16 protein-coding genes and 1 pseudogene are annotated in these 21,963 nt (G+C 65.2%); 14 read left to right on the forward strand and 3 right to left on the reverse strand.

Features of this window, described 5'->3' with window-relative positions; translation table 11 throughout:
• The first annotated feature begins 59 nt into the window (after positions 1 to 59).
• Genes OF380_RS10335 through OF380_RS10380 form a run of 10 tightly spaced genes read left to right on the forward strand, consistent with a single transcriptional unit; the run spans position 60 to position 10,000 of the window.
• Positions 60 to 824: a GntR family transcriptional regulator gene (locus OF380_RS10335; protein ID WP_264050669.1), complete on the forward strand. Its 765-nt coding sequence runs from the start codon at positions 60 to 62 to the stop codon at positions 822 to 824.
• Positions 821 to 1,591 carry an ABC transporter ATP-binding protein gene (locus OF380_RS10340; RefSeq protein ID WP_264050670.1) on the forward strand — a complete coding sequence of 257 codons (771 nt, stop codon included), beginning with the start codon at positions 821 to 823 and terminating at the stop codon, positions 1,589 to 1,591. Before OF380_RS10335 ends, OF380_RS10340 begins: the two co-directional genes overlap by 4 nt.
• Positions 1,585 to 2,403, forward strand: coding sequence for an ABC transporter permease (locus OF380_RS10345; protein WP_264050671.1), 819 nt, complete (start codon positions 1,585 to 1,587; stop codon positions 2,401 to 2,403). The genes OF380_RS10340 and OF380_RS10345 overlap by 7 nt, the downstream gene beginning before the upstream one ends.
• A 54-nt stretch (positions 2,404 to 2,457) precedes the next feature.
• Positions 2,458 to 3,441, forward strand: a complete 984-nt coding sequence (locus OF380_RS10350) for an ABC transporter substrate-binding protein (RefSeq protein WP_264050672.1) — start codon at positions 2,458 to 2,460, stop codon at positions 3,439 to 3,441.
• A 50-nt stretch (positions 3,442 to 3,491) separates the two neighbouring features.
• Positions 3,492 to 4,508: a zinc-binding dehydrogenase gene (locus OF380_RS10355; protein WP_264050673.1), complete on the forward strand. Its 1,017-nt coding sequence runs from the start codon at positions 3,492 to 3,494 to the stop codon at positions 4,506 to 4,508.
• A gap of 15 nt (positions 4,509 to 4,523) precedes the next feature.
• Positions 4,524 to 4,946, forward strand: coding sequence for a PaaI family thioesterase (locus OF380_RS10360; protein ID WP_264050674.1), 423 nt, complete (start codon positions 4,524 to 4,526; stop codon positions 4,944 to 4,946).
• On the forward strand, positions 4,943 to 5,752 hold the full coding sequence (locus tag OF380_RS10365; RefSeq protein ID WP_264050675.1) for a VOC family protein: 810 nt from the start codon (positions 4,943 to 4,945) through the stop codon (positions 5,750 to 5,752). Before OF380_RS10360 ends, OF380_RS10365 begins: the two co-directional genes overlap by 4 nt.
• Entirely contained in the window at positions 5,749 to 7,275 is a 1,527-nt protein-coding gene (locus tag OF380_RS10370; protein WP_264050676.1) for a class I adenylate-forming enzyme family protein, read from the forward strand. The genes OF380_RS10365 and OF380_RS10370 overlap by 4 nt, the downstream gene beginning before the upstream one ends.
• Positions 7,272 to 8,342, forward strand: coding sequence for a PLP-dependent cysteine synthase family protein (locus tag OF380_RS10375; protein WP_264050677.1), 1,071 nt, complete (start codon positions 7,272 to 7,274; stop codon positions 8,340 to 8,342). Before OF380_RS10370 ends, OF380_RS10375 begins: the two co-directional genes overlap by 4 nt.
• A gap of 38 nt (positions 8,343 to 8,380) precedes the next feature.
• Complete coding sequence (locus tag OF380_RS10380) at positions 8,381 to 10,000, forward strand: gamma-glutamyltransferase family protein (RefSeq protein WP_318784594.1); 1,620 nt, start codon at positions 8,381 to 8,383, stop codon at positions 9,998 to 10,000.
• A gap of 346 nt (positions 10,001 to 10,346) precedes the next feature.
• Here OF380_RS10380 and OF380_RS10385 read toward each other — a convergent pair whose 3' ends face one another.
• Both OF380_RS10385 and OF380_RS10390 read right to left on the reverse strand, forming a co-directional pair.
• Positions 10,347 to 10,994, reverse strand: coding sequence for a TadE/TadG family type IV pilus assembly protein (locus tag OF380_RS10385; protein ID WP_264050678.1), 648 nt, complete (start codon positions 10,992 to 10,994; stop codon positions 10,347 to 10,349).
• A gap of 4 nt (positions 10,995 to 10,998) precedes the next feature.
• Positions 10,999 to 11,697 (reverse strand): TadE/TadG family type IV pilus assembly protein, encoded by a 699-nt coding sequence (locus tag OF380_RS10390; RefSeq protein WP_264050679.1) that lies wholly within the window; start codon positions 11,695 to 11,697, stop codon positions 10,999 to 11,001.
• Positions 11,698 to 11,892: 195 nt separating this feature from the next.
• Here OF380_RS10390 and OF380_RS10395 point away from each other — a divergent pair, with 195 nt between their 5' ends.
• Genes OF380_RS10395 through OF380_RS10405 form a run of 3 tightly spaced genes read left to right on the forward strand, consistent with a single transcriptional unit; the run spans position 11,893 to position 17,205 of the window.
• Positions 11,893 to 14,616 carry a hybrid sensor histidine kinase/response regulator gene (locus OF380_RS10395; RefSeq protein WP_264050680.1) on the forward strand — a complete coding sequence of 908 codons (2,724 nt, stop codon included), beginning with the start codon at positions 11,893 to 11,895 and terminating at the stop codon, positions 14,614 to 14,616.
• Between the two features lie 49 nt (positions 14,617 to 14,665).
• Positions 14,666 to 15,781, forward strand: coding sequence for an HD-GYP domain-containing protein (locus tag OF380_RS10400; RefSeq protein WP_264050681.1), 1,116 nt, complete (start codon positions 14,666 to 14,668; stop codon positions 15,779 to 15,781).
• A 38-nt stretch (positions 15,782 to 15,819) separates the two neighbouring features.
• Positions 15,820 to 17,205, forward strand: a complete 1,386-nt coding sequence (locus tag OF380_RS10405) for a TadE/TadG family type IV pilus assembly protein (protein WP_264050682.1) — start codon at positions 15,820 to 15,822, stop codon at positions 17,203 to 17,205.
• A 212-nt stretch (positions 17,206 to 17,417) separates the two neighbouring features.
• Here the strand turns inward: OF380_RS10405 and OF380_RS10410 are convergent.
• Positions 17,418 to 17,626: pseudogene (locus OF380_RS10410) on the reverse strand (IS630 family transposase); the annotation flags it as partial.
• A gap of 288 nt (positions 17,627 to 17,914) precedes the next feature.
• Here OF380_RS10410 and OF380_RS28700 point away from each other — a divergent pair.
• On the forward strand, positions 17,915 to 21,961 hold the full coding sequence (locus tag OF380_RS28700; protein ID WP_318784595.1) for a diguanylate cyclase domain-containing protein: 4,047 nt from the start codon (positions 17,915 to 17,917) through the stop codon (positions 21,959 to 21,961).
• The last annotated feature ends 2 nt before the right edge of the window (positions 21,962 to 21,963 follow it).

Below are 21,963 nucleotides of genomic sequence, written 5' to 3' on the forward strand. Positions count from 1 at the left end.
GCTGACGTGCTTTCCAGGTTCTCGTGAGCTGCTCACATGACGATCGTGGGGCCATCAGTATGTTGAACGCGCTTGAGGACGAACCCGTCCTGTTGAAGTCCAATGTTCTGGCCGTGCCGCCTTCGACGCTTCGGGCCAATCAGGCCTACGATCTGATGCGCCGCGCGATCGTTTCCTGCCGGATCCTGCCCGGCACGCGGTTCACCGAAGCCGAAGTCATGGAGCGCTACGAACTCGGCAAGGCAAGTTGTCGGATCGCGCTGCAGCGCCTCATTCAAGAAGGCTTCGTCATATCGATACCGCGTCAGGGTTATCGCGTTGCGCCTGTCACCGTACGAGATGTCGATGAGGTCTTTGCTCTTCGCGTCGTGCTCGAGCCGCTCGCCGCGCGCGCTGCAACGGGCCGAGTGAACCGGGCTCACCTTGAGCGACTCGAGCGAGCTTGCCGCGACCGCGTCGTGGTGGATGTCGGCAATCAGATCGATTTCTTTCTCGAAGCAAACCGTAGCTTCCACATGGCGATCGCCGTGGCTGCCGGAAACCAGCGACTGTGCCGGACGCTCTCCGGTCTCCTCGACGAGATGACGCGTCTCGTTGCCCTCGGCTTCGGCGTGCAACAGGTGCGGCCCAATATCGAGAACGACCATACCCAGATCATCGACTGTCTCGTCGCGGGCGATGCGGACGGCGCCGAATTGGTCGCGCGCCGTCATGTCGAGACGTTCCGCGAGATGACGATGCAGAAGGTTGTTCAAAGCTTGCGCGACACCGCTGCCCTCGTCCCCGTCGGTGCGAAGTCACGGACGGATGGTGGTATCGCATGAACACCGTCGAAGTTAAGTGCGTCAGCAAATGGTTCGACCGGCGCGACGGCGACCAGCTTGAAGTCCTGCGCAAGATCGACTTTGACGTCCCTTCGCAGGCGATTGTCGCGCTACTGGGCGCGTCGGGCTGCGGCAAGAGTACGCTTCTCAATATCATTGCGGGCCTGATCAAGCCGGACCGGGGAGCCATTCTCCTCGACGGTGTTTCTTCCGCCGACTTTCGTAATTGGCGCTCGATGACGTACATGTTCCAGGAAGACAGGCTGCTGCCCTGGCGAACCGCGGCTCAGAATGTCGCCTTCGGGTTGGAAGCCGAGAGCCTCCCACAAGCCGAACGTCGACGCCGTGCGTGCGAGACGCTGTCGTTGGTCGGGCTCGAGGGCTTCGAGGACGTGTATCCGCACGAACTGTCGGGCGGCATGCGCAGCCGCGTTGCGCTTGCGCGCAGCCTCGTCACGGAACCGACGATCCTCCTGATGGATGAGCCATTCTCCAAGCTCGATCCGTCCATTCGCGCGCAGATGCATGCCGAAGTGCTGCGCCTCGCTGCTCTGAGGAAGATGACGGTGATCTTCGTCACGCACGACGTGGAGGAAGCAATCGTACTCGCCGACTATGTTGTTGTGCTCCATCCGAGACCCGGCCGCGTTGGTGAGACGCGTCGGATCGAGTTGCCATACCCCCGTGATCCGCTGTCCGCGGACGTTGCCGAGGAGGTGCGCAACCTGCGCCTGAGCCTCGCTGGCGCGAGGCCCGTCCCATGCTGACGCAGACGCCTCAATCCCTGCGCCTCAGCTCAAGGCGGACTCAGATCCGTTGGCGGCAGATGCGTACCGTCCTCATGCGCGTCGGACTGCTCGCCGGTGCGCTGGCGGCATGGCAAATCGCCTCGCTCCAGGCCCCGAGCTTCGTTCTCCCGAGTCCTGCTCGCGTCTGGAGCGCCTGGACGACACTTGTGTCTTCCGCGAGCTTCTCGACTGATCTCGGGATTACGTTTGGCCGCATATCCGCTGGCTTTCTCCTGGCCGCCCTCGTCGGGCTCCCTCTTGGCCTTGCGCTCGGCGCGAGCCGGACGCTCGGAGAGTTCTTCGAGCCAGTCCTGACGGTCGTTAATACGGTTTCATCCACGATCTGGGCAATATTTGCGCTGATCTGGTTCGGTCTGTCGAACTGGACTACGATCTTCGTGGTGTTCATGACTGCTATGCCGCTGATCCTGACCAACGTTTGGCAGGGCACACGCACGGTCAACACAGAATTCCTTGAGCTTGCTCGCACGTTCCGGATGCCTCGCCGCAAGGTGCTTCTCAAAATCTACTTGCCGACGATCTTGCCGCTTTTTTTCTCCGGAGCACGCCTTGCCTTCGGCTTCGGGGCCCGCGTCAGCCTCGTCGCCGAGTCTTTGGGAGCGAGCAGCGGCATCGGCTACCGCCTTCGCCAAGCGGCTGATCTTGTCCAGACCGATCAGGTCTTCGCCTGGACGCTCACGCTGGTCACCCTGATGATCGGCCTCGAAGCTCTGGTGCTGAAGCCCCTGGAACGGCGTCTCTTCGCCTGGAAGCGGGCGACAGAGACCTGACCACCTTTGCTGGTTGAAATCCCCCAACTGCAGTCTGAAGATAGGATAACAGCCATGTCGAAACGGTTCAGTCTGTTCATCTCGGCCGTTACATGGATCGTCGCTGGGACATATGCCGCGCAGGCTGAGACGGTTCGGATCGGTTATTGGAGTTCTGGCGTAAGCCTCGGGTTTGGAGCCGTGCTTGAGGCCGGAAAATTCATGGAGAAGGAGGGACTCACCGTTGAGTACCTCAAGTTCCCTGATGTGAACGCCCCGACCAAGGCCATGGCCGCCGGTGCCATCGACTTTGCAATCGGTGCAAGTGCGGGAACGGCCTTCAGCGTCGCATCCGATGGGCTACCACTCAGCATCATACTCTCGACGCAGGTGGCGGATCTCGACTTTGTCGTCCCCGAGGCCTCGCCGATCCGGACGATGTCCGACCTCAAGGGCAAGAAGATCGGGACATCTCCGGCGGGCAGCGCCACCGCTGCGATTACCTCTGCGATCTTGGAGAAAAACTACGGCTTCAAGCCCTCGCATTATGAGGGTGTGCCCGGCAACGATCCGCGATTGGCCCAATTCCTTGTACAGAAGGATATCGATGCGGCTGCACTTCGCACCGTAACGCTGGCGCTCCTGCCAGATGTCAAGCTGCGCAAGCTCGCCTCGTTTCGCACTGAGTGGAAGACGCTCACTCAGCAGGATGCTCCACCCGTCCTGGGTGTAGGCCTCATGCGTAATGACTGGCTCAAAGCCAATCCTGCCGGTGCGGCCAAGGTCGTCGTCGGTATGCGCAAGGCCTACGAGTTCGGCAAAGCCGACAAGGCGGCGGTGGCTAAGGCCCTGATGAGCTCGGCCAATCTCAGCGAAGCCGATGCCAAAGCCTACGCAGCACTTTGGGACAACATCTATACCGTCAGCATGGAGCCGGCTGATCTCGCCTCCCTGCGCAACGAATTTGCCGTCTTCAAGGCCGTCGGTGTCGTCAAGGGCGAACTGCCCGAGACAGCGCTGATGACGGGCCCCTACGAGGCATCGAAGGCGATGAAGTAGGCCGCATCGGCTGGCCAACCCCCTCCCACTTTCACAAGCGGAAGAGAACCATGTCTGAGACCATGAAAGCCCTCGTTCTGGAGCAGCACGGCGAGGTCGGCGACCTGAAGGTCGTCCACGACTATCCCAAACCCAAAGCAGGTCCCGGCGAGGCGGTGATCCGCGTCGGTGCGTCCTCCTTCAACTACCACGATGTCTTCACCGTGAAGGGCATGCCCGGCATCAAGGTGCCGTTCCCCGTCGTCATCGGGCTCGACATGGCCGGGCAAATCGTCGAGCTCGGCGCCGGCGTCGATCGCTGGCAAATCGGCGACCGGGTGCTCGTGAACCCGCTCAACAAGGCCAAGGGCCTGATGGGCGAGATGATGGACGGCGGCATGGCCGAGTATTGCCGCGTCTCGGTCGACCAGCTTATCGCGATGCCGCCGGACGTGAGCTATGCGGACGCTGCGTCGCTGCCCGTCGCCTATGGCACGGCGCACCGGATGCTGATCACGCACAAGACGGTCAAGGCCGGCGACCGGGTGCTGATCCTCGGCGCCAGCGGCGGCGTCGGCACCGGCTGTGTGATGCTCGCCAAGCAACTGGGCGCTGAGGTCATCGCCTGCGCAGGCAGTGCCGACAAGATGGCGCGCCTGAAGGAACTCGGCGCCGACCATGTCGTCAACTATCGGGATACGGACTTCTCGAAATGGGCGATTCAGACCTACGGCAAGCCTCAACGCCGAACCTATGAGGGCGGCGTGGACGTGGTGATCAACTTCACCGGTGGCGACACCTGGGTGCCCTCGTTGAAGTGCCTGAAGCGGGGCGGGACCTTGCTGGTCTGCGGCGCCACCGCCGGCCACGATCCCAAGGAGGACCTGCGCTACATCTGGAGCTTCGAGCTGAAGGTGATCGGCTCCAACAGCTTCTACGACGACGATCTCTCGGCGCTCATGGACATGATCCAAGCCGGCACCCTCAAGCCCGTCGTCGACAAGGTGCTCACACTCGAAGAGGCCGCCGAGGGCCTTCGCATGATCCAGGACCGTGAGGTCATGGGTAAGATCGTCGTCGCTCCGTAGGGCTCAGAAAGCATCATGTCAGAATCATCACTCGATAAAGATCAAGTCGAAGCACTGCTGCTGCGCGGCCCTTTCCACCAATGGCTCGGCCTGAGCGTCGTTGCCGTCGGTGAAGGCACGATTGAGCTTGGTGCAACCTGGAGACCCGAATGGGTCGTCAACGCCGAGCGCGGCTACACGCATGGCGGCATTCTCGCGACGCTTGTCGACTTAACGGCCGATTGGGCGCTTGTGTCGAAGACTGGTCGCGGCGTGCCAACAGTGGACCTGCGCGTCGATTATCACCGCGCGGCCATGCAGGGAAATCTGCGCTGCCTCGGGAAGGTCGTGAAGTTCGGTGGCCAGATCTCGGTTGCCGAGGCTCAGATTCTCGATGAGGAAGGCCGCCTGCTCGCCAGCGGGCGCGGCGTCTATATGACGGCCCCGCCCAAGCCATGAAAAACGCTGTGAGCCGGTCCACCTTCGGCGGCTTGGACCACGTCGTCATCAACACGATGCGGGATATGGATGCGGCCGCGGTCGCCTTCACGATCTTGGGGTTCCGGCTCACACCGCGCGGGCATCACTCCCTTGGTTCCATCAACCATTTGATGATGACGCCAGGACCTTATCTTGAGCTTGTCGGAGTTCCACCCGAAGGGTTGCAGCGCCAGGACGTCGTAGACTCGCCCTTCGGTCTGAACGGTCTCGTCATAGCCTGCGCGGATGCGGATGCGACCTTCGCCAGCTTAGAACAAACCGGCCTCCCCGTTGAGCCACCGGTCGCGTTCTCCCGGCCGGTGACTTTCTCTGGCCAGACCGAAGTGGCTGAGTTCCGTACGGTGCGGTTCCCGGCTGCGTGCTTTCCGGCGGGGCGTATCTACCACTGCGAGCACCTGACGCCCGATCTCATCTGGCGTCCGGAATGGCAGGTGCATCCGAATGGGTTTTGCCGGATCAGCAAGCTGGTCGTCACCAGCCCGGACCCGGCGATGGATGTCGATCGCTACGCCGCGGCCTGCAACGCCGTCGCGCATCAGGATCGGGAGGGATGGTTCGTCCCCCTCGGCGACTTTCGCCTGGACGTCGTTCCCGGGCCGGTCGCACGCTTCATGGAGCTCGACCTCCTCTTCGGCACCCTGGATGAGATCGAGCGACGCGCCGTAGCCATGCCGAACGTGGTCTGGGTTCGACAGGCAGCGACCTGCGCGACGCTGAGGCTCGCCGAATTCAATCTGTCACTTACCTGCCGGAGTCCCAGATGAGCGGCGCCTCAACCACGATCGACAATCTGGGCGCCCTTGTCGATCGTCGCGGCGATCCGGATCGCCCCGTCTTCGTCGGCTTTGGACCCGACGAAGCCGAAGTGGTCCTGACCCGCGCTGACCTCGACGCAACGGCCGATGCCTTCGCTCGCGGCCTGCTGCGCGGCGGCTTGGTGCGAGGCGACCGTATCGCCATCCTGGCGACCAACCATCCGAAAACCATCGCTTTGCTGCTTGGAGCGATGCGGGCGGGGCTCATCCCAACGCCGATCAACCACAAGTTCCCGGTATCGACCGTCACGCAGGTGATTGCCGACTGTGGTGCACGCCTCGTGGTCTGTGATGCCGCCCAGTACCTGCGGCTTCCAACCGGCCTCGCCGCAACCATCCGCATTGCGGTGTTCGACCGCGAGGGGGCGGATGGGCTCGACGCTTGGCTTGATCCCGGTCCGTTCGAGGCGATCCGCCCAGCGGACGACGAGGCGGCGCTCTGCCTCTATACCTCGGGATCGACCGGTCGCCCGAAGGGCGTGATGCTGGGTCACGCCGCTCATCTCTGGGTCGTGCGTACCCGGAGGGATGAAGCGGAGTTGCGGAGTGAGCGTCTGCTCATCGCCGCCCCGCTCTACCACATGAACGCGCTCGCCTTGGCGCTGCTCGTCTGTGCCAGCGGATCGAGTGCGGTGCTGTTGCCGCAGTTCGAGGCTCGCCGCTACATCGCGGCGATCGAGCGTTACGGCTGCACGTGGCTCACGGCCGTACCGCCGATGATGGCGATGATGCTGCGTGAGAAAGACGCTCTCGCCCAAGCCGACCTGTCGAGCGTGAGAACCGTGCGCATGGGGTCGGCACCGGTCAGCGACGCGCTCGCGGCCGAAATGCGGATGCTCCTCCCCAATGCGCGCATCATCAACGCATACGGTACGACGGAGGGAGGGCCGATCGTCTTCACCGACGATCCTTCCTTCGGAGTGATCCCGCCGGGCTCTGTCGGCCGTCCGCACCCAGAAGTTCCCATCCGGCTCGTTGGTCCGGACGCGCCCGACCTCGGCGAGCTGCAGTTGAAAAGCCCGGCCATCATGCTGGGTTATCTCAACCGACCGGACACCCCCTCTCCGATCACACCGGACGGATACTACAGGACCGGTGATATATTTCGCTGCGACGCGGAGCGGTTCTATACCTTTGTCGGTCGCGCCGATGACATGTTCGTCTCAGGGGGCGAGAACATCTTCCCCGGCGAGGTGGAGACCGTCATCGAGACCCATCCGGATGTTCTTCAGGCCTGTGTCGTGCCGGTGGCGGACGTGATCAAAGGGACCAAGCCTGTCGCTTACGTCGTGCGTCGACCCGGTGCTACGGTCACAGAGTCCGAAATCAAGCAACACGTGCTTGCCAATGCGCCAGCCTATCAACATCCGCGCCACGTCTGGTTCCTCGACACCATGCTGCTGGCTGCCAGCAACAAGATCGACCGTAACGCCTTGCGAGCCCGCGCCGAGATGGAGCTCGAAGCCCGATGAGCCGCCTGACACCAGCGGATCGTGCCTGGGTTTCCCAAGCGATCCGGCGGATCGAGGCCGATATCAATCGGTCGGCCGACACCCACCTGATCCGCCTCGCGCTGCCGCGTGTGCCGGGAATAGAGCTTTATCTGAAAGACGAGTCGAGTCACCCGACCGGTAGTCTCAAGCATCGCCTCGCTCGGTCGTTGTTCCTCTATGCCCTGTGCAACGGTTGGATTGGACCACGGACCACGATTGTCGAGTCCTCGAGCGGGTCGACGGCGATCTCAGAAGCCTACTTCGCCCGATTGCTGGGTCTGCGCTTCGTTGCCGTCATGCCTCGCTCAACATCGGCCGAGAAGGTTGCGGCGATCGCTTTTCACGGTGGCGAGGCGCACCTTGTCGATGGCGGCAACGTGAGTGAGACAGCGTGCCGGCTCGCCCGTGAACTCGATGGGCACTACATGGATCAATTCACCTTCGCCGAGCGCGCGACAGACTGGCGTGGCAACAACAACATTGCCGAATCGATCTTTACACAGATGTCTCATGAGCAGGAACCAGTACCAGTCTGGGTCGTCTGCGGCGCCGGCACCGGTGGGACCTCAGCAACGATCGGCCGCTACATTCGTTACCGTCAGTTCGCAACACAACTCTGTGTCGCTGATCCACAGGGCTCCGTGTTTCACCGTCATTTTGCTGATAGGCAGGTCCGCGCAGTTGATCTGTGCGGAAGCGTCATAGAAGGTATTGGCCGACGGGAGGTGGAGCCTTCCTTTATGCCCGAACTGATCGACCGCATGATCGCAGTGCCAGATGTTGCCAGCATTGCAGCAGCTCGACTCGCGAGCAGCCTGCTCGGTCGCCCTTGTGGTGGATCGACGGGGACAAGTCTTTGGGCATGTCTTGAACTTATCGAGGAGATGCGTGCATCAGGCGCCCGCGGCTCCATCGTCACTCTGTTGTGCGATTCCGGCGAGCGTTACCGTTCGACGCTCTTCAATGATGACTGGCTGAGTCAACGCGGCATCGACCTTTCTCCCGCGCGTGAGCGCCTGCAAACGACGTTCGGCTGCTCGGCCTGACCATTTTCACACTGCTCTCGTCGGAGGGAACCCATTTCGTGACGCCGTTCAACTGGACCACCGGCTATCCCTCCGTGCGGATGCCGATCTTCGGCCGCAACATGGTCTCGACCTCGCACGCGCTCGCGGCCCAGGCCGGTATCCGCATGCTCTGGCAGGGGGGCAACGCGGTGGATGCCGCCATCGCCACGGCGGCGGCCAAGACCATCACCGAGCCCTGCAGCAACGGGTTGGGCTCGGATGCCTTCTGCATCCTCTGGGACGGCAAGGAACTGCACGGCCTCAACGCCTCGGGTGGCGCCCCGGCGGCCTGGACCCCCGACTACTTCCGCGCCAAGTACGGTGCGGCCGCGCGGCCGCCCATGCGGGGCTGGGATTCCGTCACGGTGCCGGGCGCCGTCGCCGCCTGGGTCGCGTTGAGCGAGCGCTTCGGAAAACTGCCCTTCGCCGACCTGCTGCAGCCCGCCATCGAAATCGCCGAGCGCGGCTACCTTGCACCGGTGGTGGTGCAGCAGAAATGGGCGGCTGCCGCGAAGGTCGCCGACCTCGTCCGCCAGCCCGGCTTCGCCGAGACCTTCCTGCCCCACGGGCGTGCGCCCCACGTGGGCGAGCGCGTCACCCTGCCGGGCATCGCCCGCGCCCTGCGGGCGATCGGGGAGACGAAGGGGCGCGCCTTCTACGAGGGCGAGATCGCCGAGGCCATGGCGCGCCACGCCGCCGCCCATGGCGGCGCGATGACGGTGGCGGACCTCGCCGCCTTCCGGCCCGAATGGGTGACCCCCACGGCCAAGGACTATCGCGGCTACACCCTGCACGAGATCCCGCCGAACGGGCAGGGCATCGCCGCCCAGATCGCCCTCGGCATCCTCGAGAGCTTCGATCTTGCCGGCCTGCCCGTCGACGGCCCGGAGGCGCAGCACCTCCAGATCGAGGCGATGAAGCTCGCCTTCGCCGACACCTACCGCTACGTCGCCGACGCGCGCACCATGGCGGTGACCCCGGAGGCGATGCTCGACCCGGGCTATCTCGCGACACGCGCCAGGCTGATCGACCCCCGCCGGGCGCAGGATTTCGGCGCCGGCAACCCGGTGCGCGGCGGCACCGTCTACCTCACCGCGGCCGACGAATCCGGTATGATGGTGAGCTTCATCCAGTCGAACTTCATGGGCTTCGGCTCGGGCGTGGTGGTGCCCGAATGGGGCCTATCCCTGCAGAACCGCGGCTACGGCTTCGTGCTGGACGAGGCCAGCCCCAACGTCGTGGCGCCGGGCAAGCGCCCGTTCCACACCATCATCCCGGGCTTCCTCACGCAGGGCGGCGCCCCGGTGATGAGCTTCGGCGTGATGGGCGGCAACATGCAGCCGCAGGGGCACATGCAGACCCTGGTGCGGATGATCGACCACGGCCAGAACCCGCAGGCCGCCTGCGACGCGCCGCGCTGGCGCTTCAATGCCGGCCTGGAGATCAACGCCGAGGCGACCATGCCGGCGGCGACCCTCCAGGGGCTGAAGGACCGGGGCCACCGGGTCGACGTGATCGAGGACAGCTACCAGGATTTCGGCGCCGGCCAGTTCATCTGGCGGATGGGCGATCCCGCAACCGAGGGCTACGTCGGCGCCAGCGATCCCCGCCGCGACGGGCAGGTGTCGGTGTGGTGAAGAGGGCTTGTCGATCCGGGTGAGCCGTCGAACCCCATCGGCTTTGTCGATCACCCGGTCGCGCGCAGGGGAGCACCTGCGCGCCGCTACGCTCGCAGCTGGGCTCGAGGCGGCCGGCGGATGTCGGTCTCAGAATTCGAGCCGAGGTCAGAGTCGGGGGGGCAACTTATTGTGTATCGTTATCTGTAAATCAAAACACCACAATCTAATCAGTATTTGAAGCCTATCGGTGGCCGTGAGCGGCGATTCCTTCAGTTTAGATGCGGAAATTTACCCTCATCGTCCGCTTAGAAAGCGGTCCTCGTTTCGCAAGTCCTGCGCTGTCAGCCCGATGGGACAGTCGATTTCACCGCACCGGGCAGGACGCTCCGTTCGCGATGACGATTTCCGGGCTCTGGCTGGCGAAGCGCCGACCGTAACGGATCGGCCACAAGGTCTTTCGGGACATGGTGAACCCCGCGGATCCGTTCGGCAGGAACGCCGATCCCGTCACCGGCTTATAGGTGGCGGAAACCTCGACAAGGAGGAGACGGGTCCCTTTCACCTGCAAGCTGTCGGCAGCGTCGACCGGCGCGAGGGAGCCGGGCATTCGGATCGGTGATCTGGGGGCCGCCGCACTCGAGCAGATCTGCAACGGACCCATCTGCGCGTCGCCCACGACACCCACCGCGCTCACCGTCATCTTGATCGTGGTGCTGTCGAAGGGCAGCATCACCATCGGAGCCATCTTGAAGATGTCGCTGACCTCCAACGCGGTCGGCGCGTTACGCTGCGAGAACGTGTCCCCCAAGGTCCGGGACAGCAGATCGATCTTCCGGGCCTGACGCATGGCCGTGGCCAGTTCCACGGTTCCAAAATACAGCAGCAGCAGGATCGGGGCGATCAGGGCGAATTCGAGAACGGCGACGCCGTCCTCGGCCCGCTGGAAGCGAGCGCAGCCTCGCCATCCTGCGGAATCGCGCCTCGAACGTACTCTGGGAAAAGCGCCGATCATGCTGTTAGCAATCGGTGCGGCGCGTCGCGTTGCCGTCGAGTTGCAGGATCGCCGTGGCGAGGATCAGCTGACTGCCGTCCTTGAACGGACTCTTGACGATGCCGAAGCCTTGGAACGTCTGCTGCGCCAACGCAGCCTGAACCACCACGACGCTGCCCTTCGTCAGACAACCATGCTGGTCGCCGAAACCTGCCCGCCACGTCCCGGTGGACGCATCGACCGGGCTCGACTTGTCGATGCTCCCGAAGCTTCGGTAAGCCGCGATGTCGACCTTCAGGTTCTCGCACTTCACGAAAGGCGACACCTGGCGGCACAATTCACCCCGCACCGCCTGTGCCAACGTCTTCGACGATGCTTCGGCCTGGACGTAGAACTGCCGCATGGACGCCTCGACGCCATGGTCGAGCGCTGACGCGATCCAGTAGATCAGCGCCGTTTCCAGCACGAGAAAGATGAGGATGCAGAGCGGAAACAGGATCATGGCGAATTCGACCGCCATCGCCCCGCCCTGATCGCGCTCGAAGCGTCCTGCCGCCTGGATCAGGCGACGGCGACCCGGATTCAGGAGCGAGTGAGGCTGCACCCCGTCCGTCAACGACGGGAGTCGACCCGCAACAATCCGAGCTTGCATTCTAAGCTCGCACACGCCGTTCGAGGGAAGCAGACCGTAACAAGGACAACCGAGCTCAATCGGCTTCAGCAATCGCCGAGTACGTTCGGTACAAGCGTCCGCTTAATTTTGTGCCAACACAGGGGGCTGGAACGACAGCCCGGCAGCGAATGCCTTTCGAGGCCGCCGGACAGTTAAGGGGCTTCCAACGATCTGCCGCTATGCTGCGCGGCGATGAGCGATCCAAGCGTCACTTTCCATCCCGTGCAAGGTCGCAGGGAGCCCCGTGTGCGCCTTGCCCGCTCGCTCGCCACCCGGCTCGCCCTGGCGGTCTTCGGCTCCGTGGTCCTGGCCCTCACGGTGGCGACGGCCTTCTCGCTCTGGCAGGAAGTGAATCGATACGCGCAGACCAAGCGCGAGTCGCTGAGCACCGTGGCGGAGATCTTCGCGGCCGCGAGCGCGCGATCCGTCGATGCCGGAGACGCCGCCGCGGCCGCCCGCGCCCTCAACGCCATCGGACGGCGCTCGGACCTCGTCTATGCCGGGATCGAGCGTCCCGACGGTTCCGTCCTGGCCGACCGGGGCCTCGCCATCCGGCTTGCGAGCGACCTCGACCTCGGCGAGGCCGGATCGCCCTTCGCCCTCCTGTTCAGCCATACGGCGCAGGTGCAGGTGCCCATCCTGGAAGGGGGGCGTCGGGTCGGCACCCTCGTCCTCGTCGCCGATACCACCGATCTCCTCGACCGGGTCCTAGACTTCCTCCGGATCTCCGGTCTGAGCTGGCTCGTCGCGCTCGCCCTCGGCCTCGGCCTGTCCTATGCCCTTCAGCGTGCGATGACCCAGCCGATCGCCGCGCTGGCCCAGACCATGGACCGGGTGCGCGAGGACCAGGATTACGCCCAGACGGCCCGGATCGTCCGCGACGACGAGGTCGGAAGCCTTGCCCGCTCCTTCAACGCCCTCCTGTCCGCGTTGCGCGAGCGCGACGCCCGGCTGGCACGGCACATGGAGCGATTGGAGGCCGAGGTGGCGGAGCGCACCATCGACCTGCACGAGGCCAAGGATGCGGCGGAGGCGGCCAATCACGCGAAATCCACCTTCCTCGCCACCATGAGCCACGAGATCCGCACGCCGCTGAACGGCATGCTGGTCATGGCCGAACTCCTCGCGGAAGCGGACTTGCCGGAGCGTCAGAAGCGGCACGCCGAGGTCATCGCCCGGTCGGGGCAGAGCCTGCTGGCCATCATCAACGACATCCTGGACTTCGCGAAGGTCGAGGCCGGCAAGCTCGAACTCGAGCGCATCGCCCTCGACCCGGCCGAGGTCGTCGACACCGTGGTCGCGTTGTTCGCCGAGAAGGCGCGCGCGCGCGGCCTCGACCTCTCCGCGACGGTGACCCCGGACGTTCCGGCCGCCATTCAGGGCGACCCGGTGCGCCTCGGCCAGATCCTGGGCAACTTCGTCAACAACGCCCTGAAGTTCACCGAGACCGGCTCGGTGCGCGTGCGCCTCGAGCGCGGCCAGGCCGGCACCCTGCGGCTGAGCGTTCAGGATACCGGGATCGGGATCGCGGCCGACACGATCGACAGCATCTTCTCGGCCTTCTCGCAGGCGGACCAGACGACCACGCGCCGCTTCGGTGGCACCGGGCTCGGGCTGTCGATCGCCCATCGCCTCGTGATCGCGATGGGGGGACGGATCGGCGTGGACAGCCGCCCGGGCGAAGGCTCGACCTTCTGGACCGAACTGCCCCTGGACGCCGCCGGTCCTTCGCAGCGCATGGGGCTCGCGCGGAGTGCGGCCGTCGCGTCCCACGTCGTCGTGGCGACCCAGGGGCCGGCCACCGGGGACACCCTGCGCGAAGGTCTCGCGGCGCGCGGATTCCTCCCCGTCGGTCTGGAGGGCCGCGAAGCGCCCGGCGCGCACTGGATCGCCGACGCGGGGACGATCGAGGCTCTCGGACGCCGTCCCGGCACGGCGGGCCGCGTCCTGGCCCTGGCCCGCTTCGGCGAGCCCGCCGCCGCCACGATCCTGCGGGCGGGATGGGCCGATGCGCTCCTGACTTGGCCGATCGTTCAGGCGGAATGGTCGCGAGCGCTCGACGCGCTGGCGCAGGGGACGGACTTCGTCGGCCATGGACCGGCCCTGGACGCGCCTGCGCTGCCGCAGTTCCCGTCCGCGCGGGTGCTCGTGGCGGATGACTCCGCCGTCAACCGCGAGGTCGCCAGCGCCGCGCTCGCGCGCTGCGGCATTACGGCGATCACCCAGGTGGAGGATGGACAGGCGGCTGTCCTCGCCTGCCGCACCGGCGGGTTCGATCTCGTGCTCATGGATGGCAGCATGCCCGTCCTCGACGGCTACGCGGCAGCCGCGGCGATCCGGGCCGAGGAGACGGAACGCGGCGCGGCACCCCTCCCCATCGTCGCCCTGACGGCACACGTGGTGGGCTCCGCGGCGGAGGCCTGGCGCATGGCGGGCATGAATGGAACCCTGACGAAGCCCTTCACCCTCGCGGGCCTCGCGGACATGCTGCTGCGGTTCCTGACCCCTGAACCCGGGACCGTCGCGGCCGCGCCTGGAACCGGCTCCGAGCCTCTCCCGTCCCCCGACACGGCGTCCGACGCCGATCTCCTCGACGGGGACGTGGTCGACGGCCTCGCCGAGATGGCGCAACAGGCCGGCTCCGGCTTCGCCGCGCGTATCCTCGGCCTCTACCGGGAGAACGCGCCGGTGGCCCTCGATGCGCTGCGGATGGCCACGACGGCCGACGAGGTCGCCCGGGCGGCACACGGCCTGCGCTCGATGAGTCTCAACATCGGTGGTCGCGCGCTCGCGCGGGTCCTCGGAGACATCGAGGACGCGGCCCGGACCGAGGCACGCCTCCCGAGACCGGCGATGATCGAAAGTCTCGCGCCCCTGGTTGCACGCACGGCGGCCGAGGTCGCTACGCGCCTGGGGCTCGGGCCGGCGTCGGACGACGAGGCACGCGAGCGGCGGCAGCGCGCGCTCTGACACTCAATCTTCCTGAATCCTGCCGACGTCCCAACCGGAAGTGGCCGCGATGTTTGTGCTCATCCTCGATGATGCCCCGCTGAACAACATGCTGATGGCCGAGGCGATCCGCGATCTGCCCGGCTGCGAGATCCGCGAGTTCACCGCCCCCGCCGACGCCTTGGCCTTCGTGCGTGCGAACGCCGAGGCGATCGGCGTCGCGGTCACGGATTTCGAGATGCCGGGCATGAACGGGATCGAGTTCATCCGCAGTGCCCGGGCTGTGCCGGGCTTCGCGCACGTGCCCATCGTCATGGTGACGAGCCTCGACCAGCGCAGCCTGCGCCGGGAGGCGCTGGCGGCAGGCGCCACGGACTTCCTCGGCAAACCCTTCGATCCCGTCGAGGTCCGGGCGCGCGTCGGGAACCTCTTCGCCCTGAACCGGAGCCGCCTGGAGCAGGTCGACCGCGCGGCCTGGCTCGACCGCGAGGTCAAGGCCGCCACCGCCCTCATCGTCGCGCGCGAGCGCGAGATCATCATGATGCTGATGAAGGCGGCCGAGCATCGCGACACCGAGACCGGCAACCACGTGGGACGCGTCGCCGGGTATGTCGGCCAGATCGCCGAGGGACTGGGGCTTTCCCCCGATGAGGCCGAGCGGCTCAGTCTCGCCTCCACCATGCACGATGTCGGCAAGATCAGCGTTCCCGACAAGATCCTGCTGAAGCCCGGTAGGCTCTCGGAGGAGGAGCGCCGTGAGATGGAGGAGCATGCCGATCGCGGCCGGCGCATCCTGGAGGGGAGCGACTCGGCCCTGATCCGGCTCGCGGCCGAGATCGCCGCGACCCACCACGAGCGCTGGGACGGAGGCGGCTACCCGAAGGGTCTGCGCGGCGAAGCCATTCCCCTCTCCGGCCGCATCGTCGCCGTCGCCGACGTCTACGACGCGCTGACCTCCGACCGCCCGTACAAGACGGCCTGGTCGCAGGCGGATGCCGTCGCCCACCTTCGCGCCCATGCGGGCACCCACTTCGATCCCGCCTGCGTGGCGGCCTTCCTCGCCGGCCTCCCCGCCTCGGGGCCGACCGGAGCCGTCGACGGCGGGCACACGGAATCCGACAGCCGCCAACGGGTCCATAACCATAACGATTCTAAAGTTGGGGATCGCGAAACCGATATGGCTTAGGTGAAGGTCCGGACAGACTCTCCTGCCACAAAGGCCGGATGGGTATTCGTCATTGGCTTGCCGCGGGGCGGCGTCTTCAACGGAACCAGGGCGGTGGCGTTCTCGTCCTCTTCGCCCTGCTGACGCCGATCCTGATGGGGTTGAGCGCGGCGGCGATCGAGTATGCCAGCCTCGTCAAGCGCCGGACCGAGCTCCAGCGTGCCGCCGACAGCGCGAGCATAGCGGGCGTCAATCAGTTCAAGCTCGCCAATGCCGACGATGCGGCCGCGATCAGCGTCGCGACATCGATGGTGCAGGCGCAGGCGCGCAACGCGGGCGGAGGCACCCCGCAGGTGACGGCCCGGGTGCTCGGCAACCATTCCGGCGTGGAGGTGAGCGTGGCCGAGACGGTGCCGCTGACGTTCGGCAAGCTCCTCAACATGCCGAGCATAGACATCTCCGTCCGCTCGACGGCAAAGCTCACCGGAACCACCCGCCTCTGCCTGCTGGCGCTCGATCCGCTCAGCGCAGGCGCCTTCCACCTGGAGAGCGCCGCGCGGATCACCGCCTCGGATTGCTCGCTCTATTCGAACTCGCTGAGCCCGGCCGGCATCCAGGGCGACAACGCCGCCGTGGCCAAGGCGCTCTCCATCTGCACGGCCGGCGGCTACACGGGGTCGAGCACCATCTTCACGCCGCCGCCGGCCAAGAATTGCCCGCCCCTGCGTGATCCGCTGATCGACAAGCGGGGACCGATCCCAGGATCCTGCATCCACCTCGGATTCTTCGTCGATCCGAAGAAGCTCATCGAAGGCATCGACGATCCCGCCTACGGTTTGAACGTCGTCAGCGGGAACGTCACGCTGGAGCCGGGCACCTATTGTGGCGGGCTTCACATCACCAAGGGCGCGCAGGTCACCCTTCAGTCCGGTATCTACATCATCAAGGACGGTCCGCTCGTCGTCGACAAGAACGCGAGTTTGACGGGGGTGAACACGGCCTTCTACTTCACCGGCGTCCGCGGTGGCTTGCTCTTCGACGAGAAGAGCACCATCAGCCTCACCGCGCCGAAGGACGGTCCGATGTCCGGCCTGCTGTTCTTCGAGGACCGTCTGAGTCCGCCCGACCTCCTGTCGCTCCTGCCCCTCGGTGGAAAAGGCAAAGCCAAGCCGGCGCCCGGCGGATTCATCGCACGACGCGAGTACCGGATCATCAGCGATAACGCGCGGACCTTGCTCGGGACGATCTATCTGCCTGTTGGCCGCCTCATCATCGATGCCAAGAAGCCCGTTGCGGACCATTCCGCCTACACGGTGATCATCGCGCGCATGATCAACCTCTATGACGGACCCGACCTGATCCTGAATGCCCGCTATGGCTCGACGGACGTACCGGTCCCCAATGGCGTTGGCCCGAGCTCCGCCGATACGCAACTGACGCAGTAATTACAAAGAGATTTTACAATAAAAAATCAGTAAGTGTGGTGATTTTTGATCATTGTTATTCAGGGTGATGGATTGGAGACTTTTCGGTAGATCTGCCTCTCTTCCAGCCGCGGCGAAGAAGTTGGCGTACCCGATCATGCGCAGCACCTGTTCAGAGGTTCTGCTCGCACCCAAAGGGGCGTCCACACGTGGGCGTGCGGCATGCCCGAGCGCAGGCGGGCGCGCATCTCCTCGAGCATGATGTCACCCCTCTCGGCAATCAGGCTGCACAGGACGACCTCGAAGGATTGAGCTTCGACCGGCGTGCCCACCCCTGAGGGCGCGTCGCCACCGTCCCCGTCGTCGTGAGCGCAGCCCTCCAGCGGATCGTCGTGGCGACACCGACCCCGAAGCGGACGGCTGCCTGCCGACGCCATGTCATTCCGGCTGCGTCGGCCACGCGTTCGCGGAGATCCGCGCTGCGGAGTCGACCATTGTTTCGCTCTTCGTCCGGAACGCGCGCTGATTCAGCACCATGGCTGCGCGTGGATCCCAGCCATCCGATTCAGTCCACACCGAAATCGCTCTAGCTGATCCTCGCAATCAGCGGGTTCATCGGCGAGAACGTCAGGTCAAGTACACTAACGTACCCTTAAAAACTACACTGAATGTTAGCACTTCGCCAGCATGACTCGGTCTCAAGCTGACCGCTTTCTGGACCGGTACTTTGTTGACCCGCTCGCACAAGCTGCAATCTGGGCGCACCATTCACCTGACCCGTGTGGTGACTGGGTTCGGCGTAGCGGTCGTGCTGGTTCTCTGCACCATGACTGGCGCCGTGATCCTCAACATGCGCGCGCATGCCTGGAGCCAGGCGACACTCAAATCGGAGAGTCTGCTGCGCAGCGCGGAACGGACGCTGGATCGGGACCTCGAACTCTATGACCTCTCGCTCCAGGCGGTCGTCGAGCGTCTGCGATCCCCCGCGTTGGAAGGCGTTTCCCCCGAGGTCCGGCGGCTCGCGCTTTTCGACCGGTCTGCCTCGGCGCCCGGCTTTGGCTCGATCTTCATCCTCGACCAACATGGACAAGCCTATATCGAGTCCGGCTCGGTGACGCCGAGGCAGCTGAATGCGTCAGACCGGAAGTACTTTCAGGCCCATCGGGACCGGTCGGATCTCGGGCTCCATATCGGCCGGCCGATGAAGTCCAACGTGAGCGGCAGGTTCGTCGTCCCTCTGAGCCGCCGCGTCGAATATGCCGATGGATCATTTGCGGGCGTCGTCATCGGGACCATCGAAGTCGCCTACTTCACGGAGATCTTTCAGCGCCTCAACACCGAATCGGATGCCGCGATCAACCTCTTCCACGAAGACGGGGTCCTGCTCGTCCGCACGCCGGCCGATTCCCTCGTGCCGGGGCGTGATATGTCATCGGTTCCGAGCGTTCAGCGCTTCATTCGGGATGAGTCGGGCCAGCTCACCGCGTCCTCGGCCATGGACGGCGTCGACCGCCTCTATACGTTCCGGCGTGTCGGGCGTTGGCCGCTTCGCATCAACGTTGCCGTCAGCCTCGACTCGATTGCCGCCGCGTGGCGCACGAAGGCGCTTGCCCTCGTTCTCGCCTTGAGCCTCATGTGCGGCGGCACGGGCGTTCTGTCGATCTCACTGCTGCGTGAGCTTCGTCGCCGGATGGAGGCCGAGCAGGCCGCGGAGGCCGCGCGCCTGGAACTGCTGCACCTCGCGACGACCGACGCGCTCACGGGATTGGCGAACCGCCGCCTCTTCGATGAGGAGTTGAGCCGCGTACGGTCGGAGACCGATTGTCCGACAACGGCTCTGCTGCTGTTCGATACGGATCGGTTCAAGCGCTACAACGATCTCTATGGCCACCTCGCCGGCGATCGCGTGCTGAGGGTCATCGCGCGCATCCTGCAGCACGAAGTCCGGGGGGCCTCGGACCACGCGTGCCGGATCGGCGGCGAGGAGTTCGCCCTGATCCTTTCGGGGACGACCGAGGCGGAGGCCCTCGCATGCGCCGATCGCGTTCGCCAGGCCGTCGCCGCCGAGAGCATTCCGCATGCCGGCCAGGATCACGGCGTCGTCACCGTCAGCTGCGGCGTCGTGCACACCGCGCACTATCCCGATCTGACGACGCAGCACTGGTTCGAGGCGGCGGACAGATCCTTGTACGAAGCCAAACGACGGGGCCGCAATCGGGTGGAGGTTGCGAGAGGGATCGTCGAAGACGCGCAATCCGGTCGGACGGCGCCGGCAACGCCCCCCGGGTCATACGAAAGCCTCCCCGGTGCGGAGGACGACGGCGAGATGCGACGGATCCTCAAGCGCTACGAAGCGCTGATCGATGCGAGTGCCTCGACCGTCTGGCGGGCCCACCCGGATGGCCGCATCATCGACAGCGGGGGCTGGAAACAGCAGACGGGTCAATGCCAGGCCTCCGCCGAGGGCGATGGCTGGCTCGACGTCGTGCATCCCGACGACCGCGAGCACGCCCTGACCGCGTGGCGCAGGATTACGGCGTCGGAGGCGGTGGGCGTGGTCGAGTACCGGGCACGCCACGCCGATGGCGGTTACCGCTGGATCCTCGCGCGTGCCGTTCCGCTGAAGGACCAGTTCGGACGCCTCGTCGAGTGGGTGGGTGTCGCGACGGACGTCCACGAGACCCGTCAGGCGACGATCGCCTTGCGCATCCAGGAAGAGCGCCATCGCTTGGCCGTGCTCGCGACGCAGGACGCGATCTGGGACTGGGATCTGGCGAGCGACGAGACCGAGTGGAACGAGGCCGCCACGCATTTCTTCGGTCGGGAGACGTCCGGGGTCGACCAAGGGGGTGGATGGTGGACCAGCCGGATCCATCCGGATGACCGGGCGCGCGTCCTCGCCTCCATCCAAGCGACGATCCAGGGGCAGGAGACCCGTTGGACGGACGCGTACCGCTTCCTGCGAAGCGACGACACCTACGCGGAAGTGGTCGATCGCGGCTTCATCATCCGGGATGCCGCCGGGCGCGCCGTCCGCATGGTCGGTGCGATGCATGATGTCAGCAAGCAGAACGAGGCCAGCTCCGCCCTGCGGAGCAGCGAGGAACTCCTGCGCCTGGCCCTTCAGGCGGGCCGGATGGTCGCGTGGGAACGCAACCTGCAAACCGGCGTGGCGACCCGCTCCTCGAATTCGATGTCGCTCCTCGGTATCGGCTCCGGATCCATCTCCCTGCTGATCGACCAGGTCCACCAGGCCGACCGTGCCGAGGTCGAGAACTTCGTGGCCTATGGCGGAACGGCGCATTCGGTCGAGTTCCGGTTTCATCATCCGGCCGGCCCGCTGATGTGGCTCATCATGCGCGCCGAGCGCATTACCGAGGACCGGATCGTCGGGATCACCTTCGACATCACGGACCGGAAGTCGGCTGAGGAGCATGCCTGGTCTGCGGCCCATCATGATGCTCTGACGGGTCTCGCCAACCGCAGCTTCTTCCTCCAGCAGTTCGAGGATGCGCTGAACCGCGCGGAGCAGGACAACACCTGCGTCAGCCTCCTGTTGATCGACCTCGATGGCTTCAAAGACGTCAACGAGATGGTCAGCCACGATGTCGGCGACGCGGTGCTCATCGAAGTCGCTCACCGTCTCCAGGTCGGGCTGCGTCCTCAGGATACGGTGGCCCGCCTCGGAGGCGACGAGTTCGCGCTTCTCCTGACCGACCCATCGACGCTCGAACACGCCAAAGGGTTCGCGGCGGACTTGTTGAACCGACTTGACGCGCCGTTTACGCATCGAGGCCGCGCCCTCACCTGCGGCGCAAGTATCGGCATCGCGGCCTTTCCCGACCATCATCGGGATGGCCGCGAACTCCTGAAGGATGCGGATATCGCGCTGTACCGGGCCAAGGCGACCGGCCGTCACCGCGCCGTCCTGTTCAGCCCGGATATGCGGGCGGAAACGGAACGGCGGCTGGGGATCATCGAGGAAGTTCGCGCGGGGATCAATGCCGGCGAGTTCGTACCGTTCTATCAGCCGAAGGTCTGCCTCAGGACGGACAGGCTGGTGGGTTTCGAGGCGCTGGCGCGCTGGCAGCACCCGACGAAAGGCCTCGTGACACCGGGTTACTTCGGGTTGGCGTTCGAAGACCCCGAGCTCGCCACAGCCCTGGGCGATTGCCTACTTCAGCAGATTGCCGTCGACATGCGCGACTGGCACCGGACTGGACTCGACTTCGGGCGCGTCGCGGTGAATTTCGCCTCCGCCGAGTTCCAGAAGCCGGATCTGGCGGGTCATGTCCTCGCTCTTCTCGACAGGACCCAAGTTCCCGCCTCGTTGTTCGAGTTCGAGATCACCGAGACCGTCTTTCTCGGCCAAGGGTCCCATTGCGTGCCGCAGACCCTCCAGCGTCTCAGCGACGCCGGTGTTCTGGTGACGCTCGATGATTTCGGAACGGGCTATGCTTCCCTGACGCACCTTAAGCAGTTCCCGGTCGGCCACATTAAGGTCGATCAAACGTTCGTACGCAACATGGAGAAAGATCGAGATGATGCGGCGATCGTGGCTGCCGTCATCGGTCTCGGTCACAGCCTGGGACTGCAGGTCACGGCGGAAGGCATTGAGACCGAGGGGCAAGCCGAGCAACTGATCCGGATGGGCTGCGACTACGCGCAAGGCTACCTGTACGCGAGACCGATCATCGGCTCGAGCGTCCCGGGGCTCATACGGCAGTGGGCTGCCGTCAGGGAGACGAGCGGCTCGGCGCAGCGCGCAACCGCATAGCG

The organism is Methylobacterium sp. FF17 (assembly GCF_025813715.1).
GTDB lineage: Bacteria > Pseudomonadota > Alphaproteobacteria > Rhizobiales > Beijerinckiaceae > Methylobacterium > Methylobacterium flocculans.

What these genes read in the sequence shown, in the direction of transcription:
- OF380_RS10335 (WP_264050669.1), top strand. Translation starts at nt 60, where the DNA reads ATGTTGAACGCGCTTGAGGACGAACCCGTCCTGTTGAAGTCCAATGTT.
- OF380_RS10340 (WP_264050670.1), top strand. Translation starts at nt 821, where the DNA reads ATGAACACCGTCGAAGTTAAGTGCGTCAGCAAATGGTTCGACCGGCGC.
- OF380_RS10345 (WP_264050671.1), top strand. Translation starts at nt 1,585, where the DNA reads ATGCTGACGCAGACGCCTCAATCCCTGCGCCTCAGCTCAAGGCGGACT.
- OF380_RS10350 (WP_264050672.1), top strand. Translation starts at nt 2,458, where the DNA reads ATGTCGAAACGGTTCAGTCTGTTCATCTCGGCCGTTACATGGATCGTC.
- OF380_RS10355 (WP_264050673.1), top strand. Translation starts at nt 3,492, where the DNA reads ATGTCTGAGACCATGAAAGCCCTCGTTCTGGAGCAGCACGGCGAGGTC.
- OF380_RS10360 (WP_264050674.1), top strand. Translation starts at nt 4,524, where the DNA reads ATGTCAGAATCATCACTCGATAAAGATCAAGTCGAAGCACTGCTGCTG.
- OF380_RS10365 (WP_264050675.1), top strand. Translation starts at nt 4,943, where the DNA reads ATGAAAAACGCTGTGAGCCGGTCCACCTTCGGCGGCTTGGACCACGTC.
- OF380_RS10370 (WP_264050676.1), top strand. Translation starts at nt 5,749, where the DNA reads ATGAGCGGCGCCTCAACCACGATCGACAATCTGGGCGCCCTTGTCGAT.
- OF380_RS10375 (WP_264050677.1), top strand. Translation starts at nt 7,272, where the DNA reads ATGAGCCGCCTGACACCAGCGGATCGTGCCTGGGTTTCCCAAGCGATC.
- OF380_RS10385 (WP_264050678.1), bottom strand. Translation starts at nt 10,994, where the DNA reads ATGATCGGCGCTTTTCCCAGAGTACGTTCGAGGCGCGATTCCGCAGGA.
- OF380_RS10400 (WP_264050681.1), top strand. Translation starts at nt 14,666, where the DNA reads ATGTTTGTGCTCATCCTCGATGATGCCCCGCTGAACAACATGCTGATG.
- OF380_RS10405 (WP_264050682.1), top strand. Translation starts at nt 15,820, where the DNA reads ATGGGTATTCGTCATTGGCTTGCCGCGGGGCGGCGTCTTCAACGGAAC.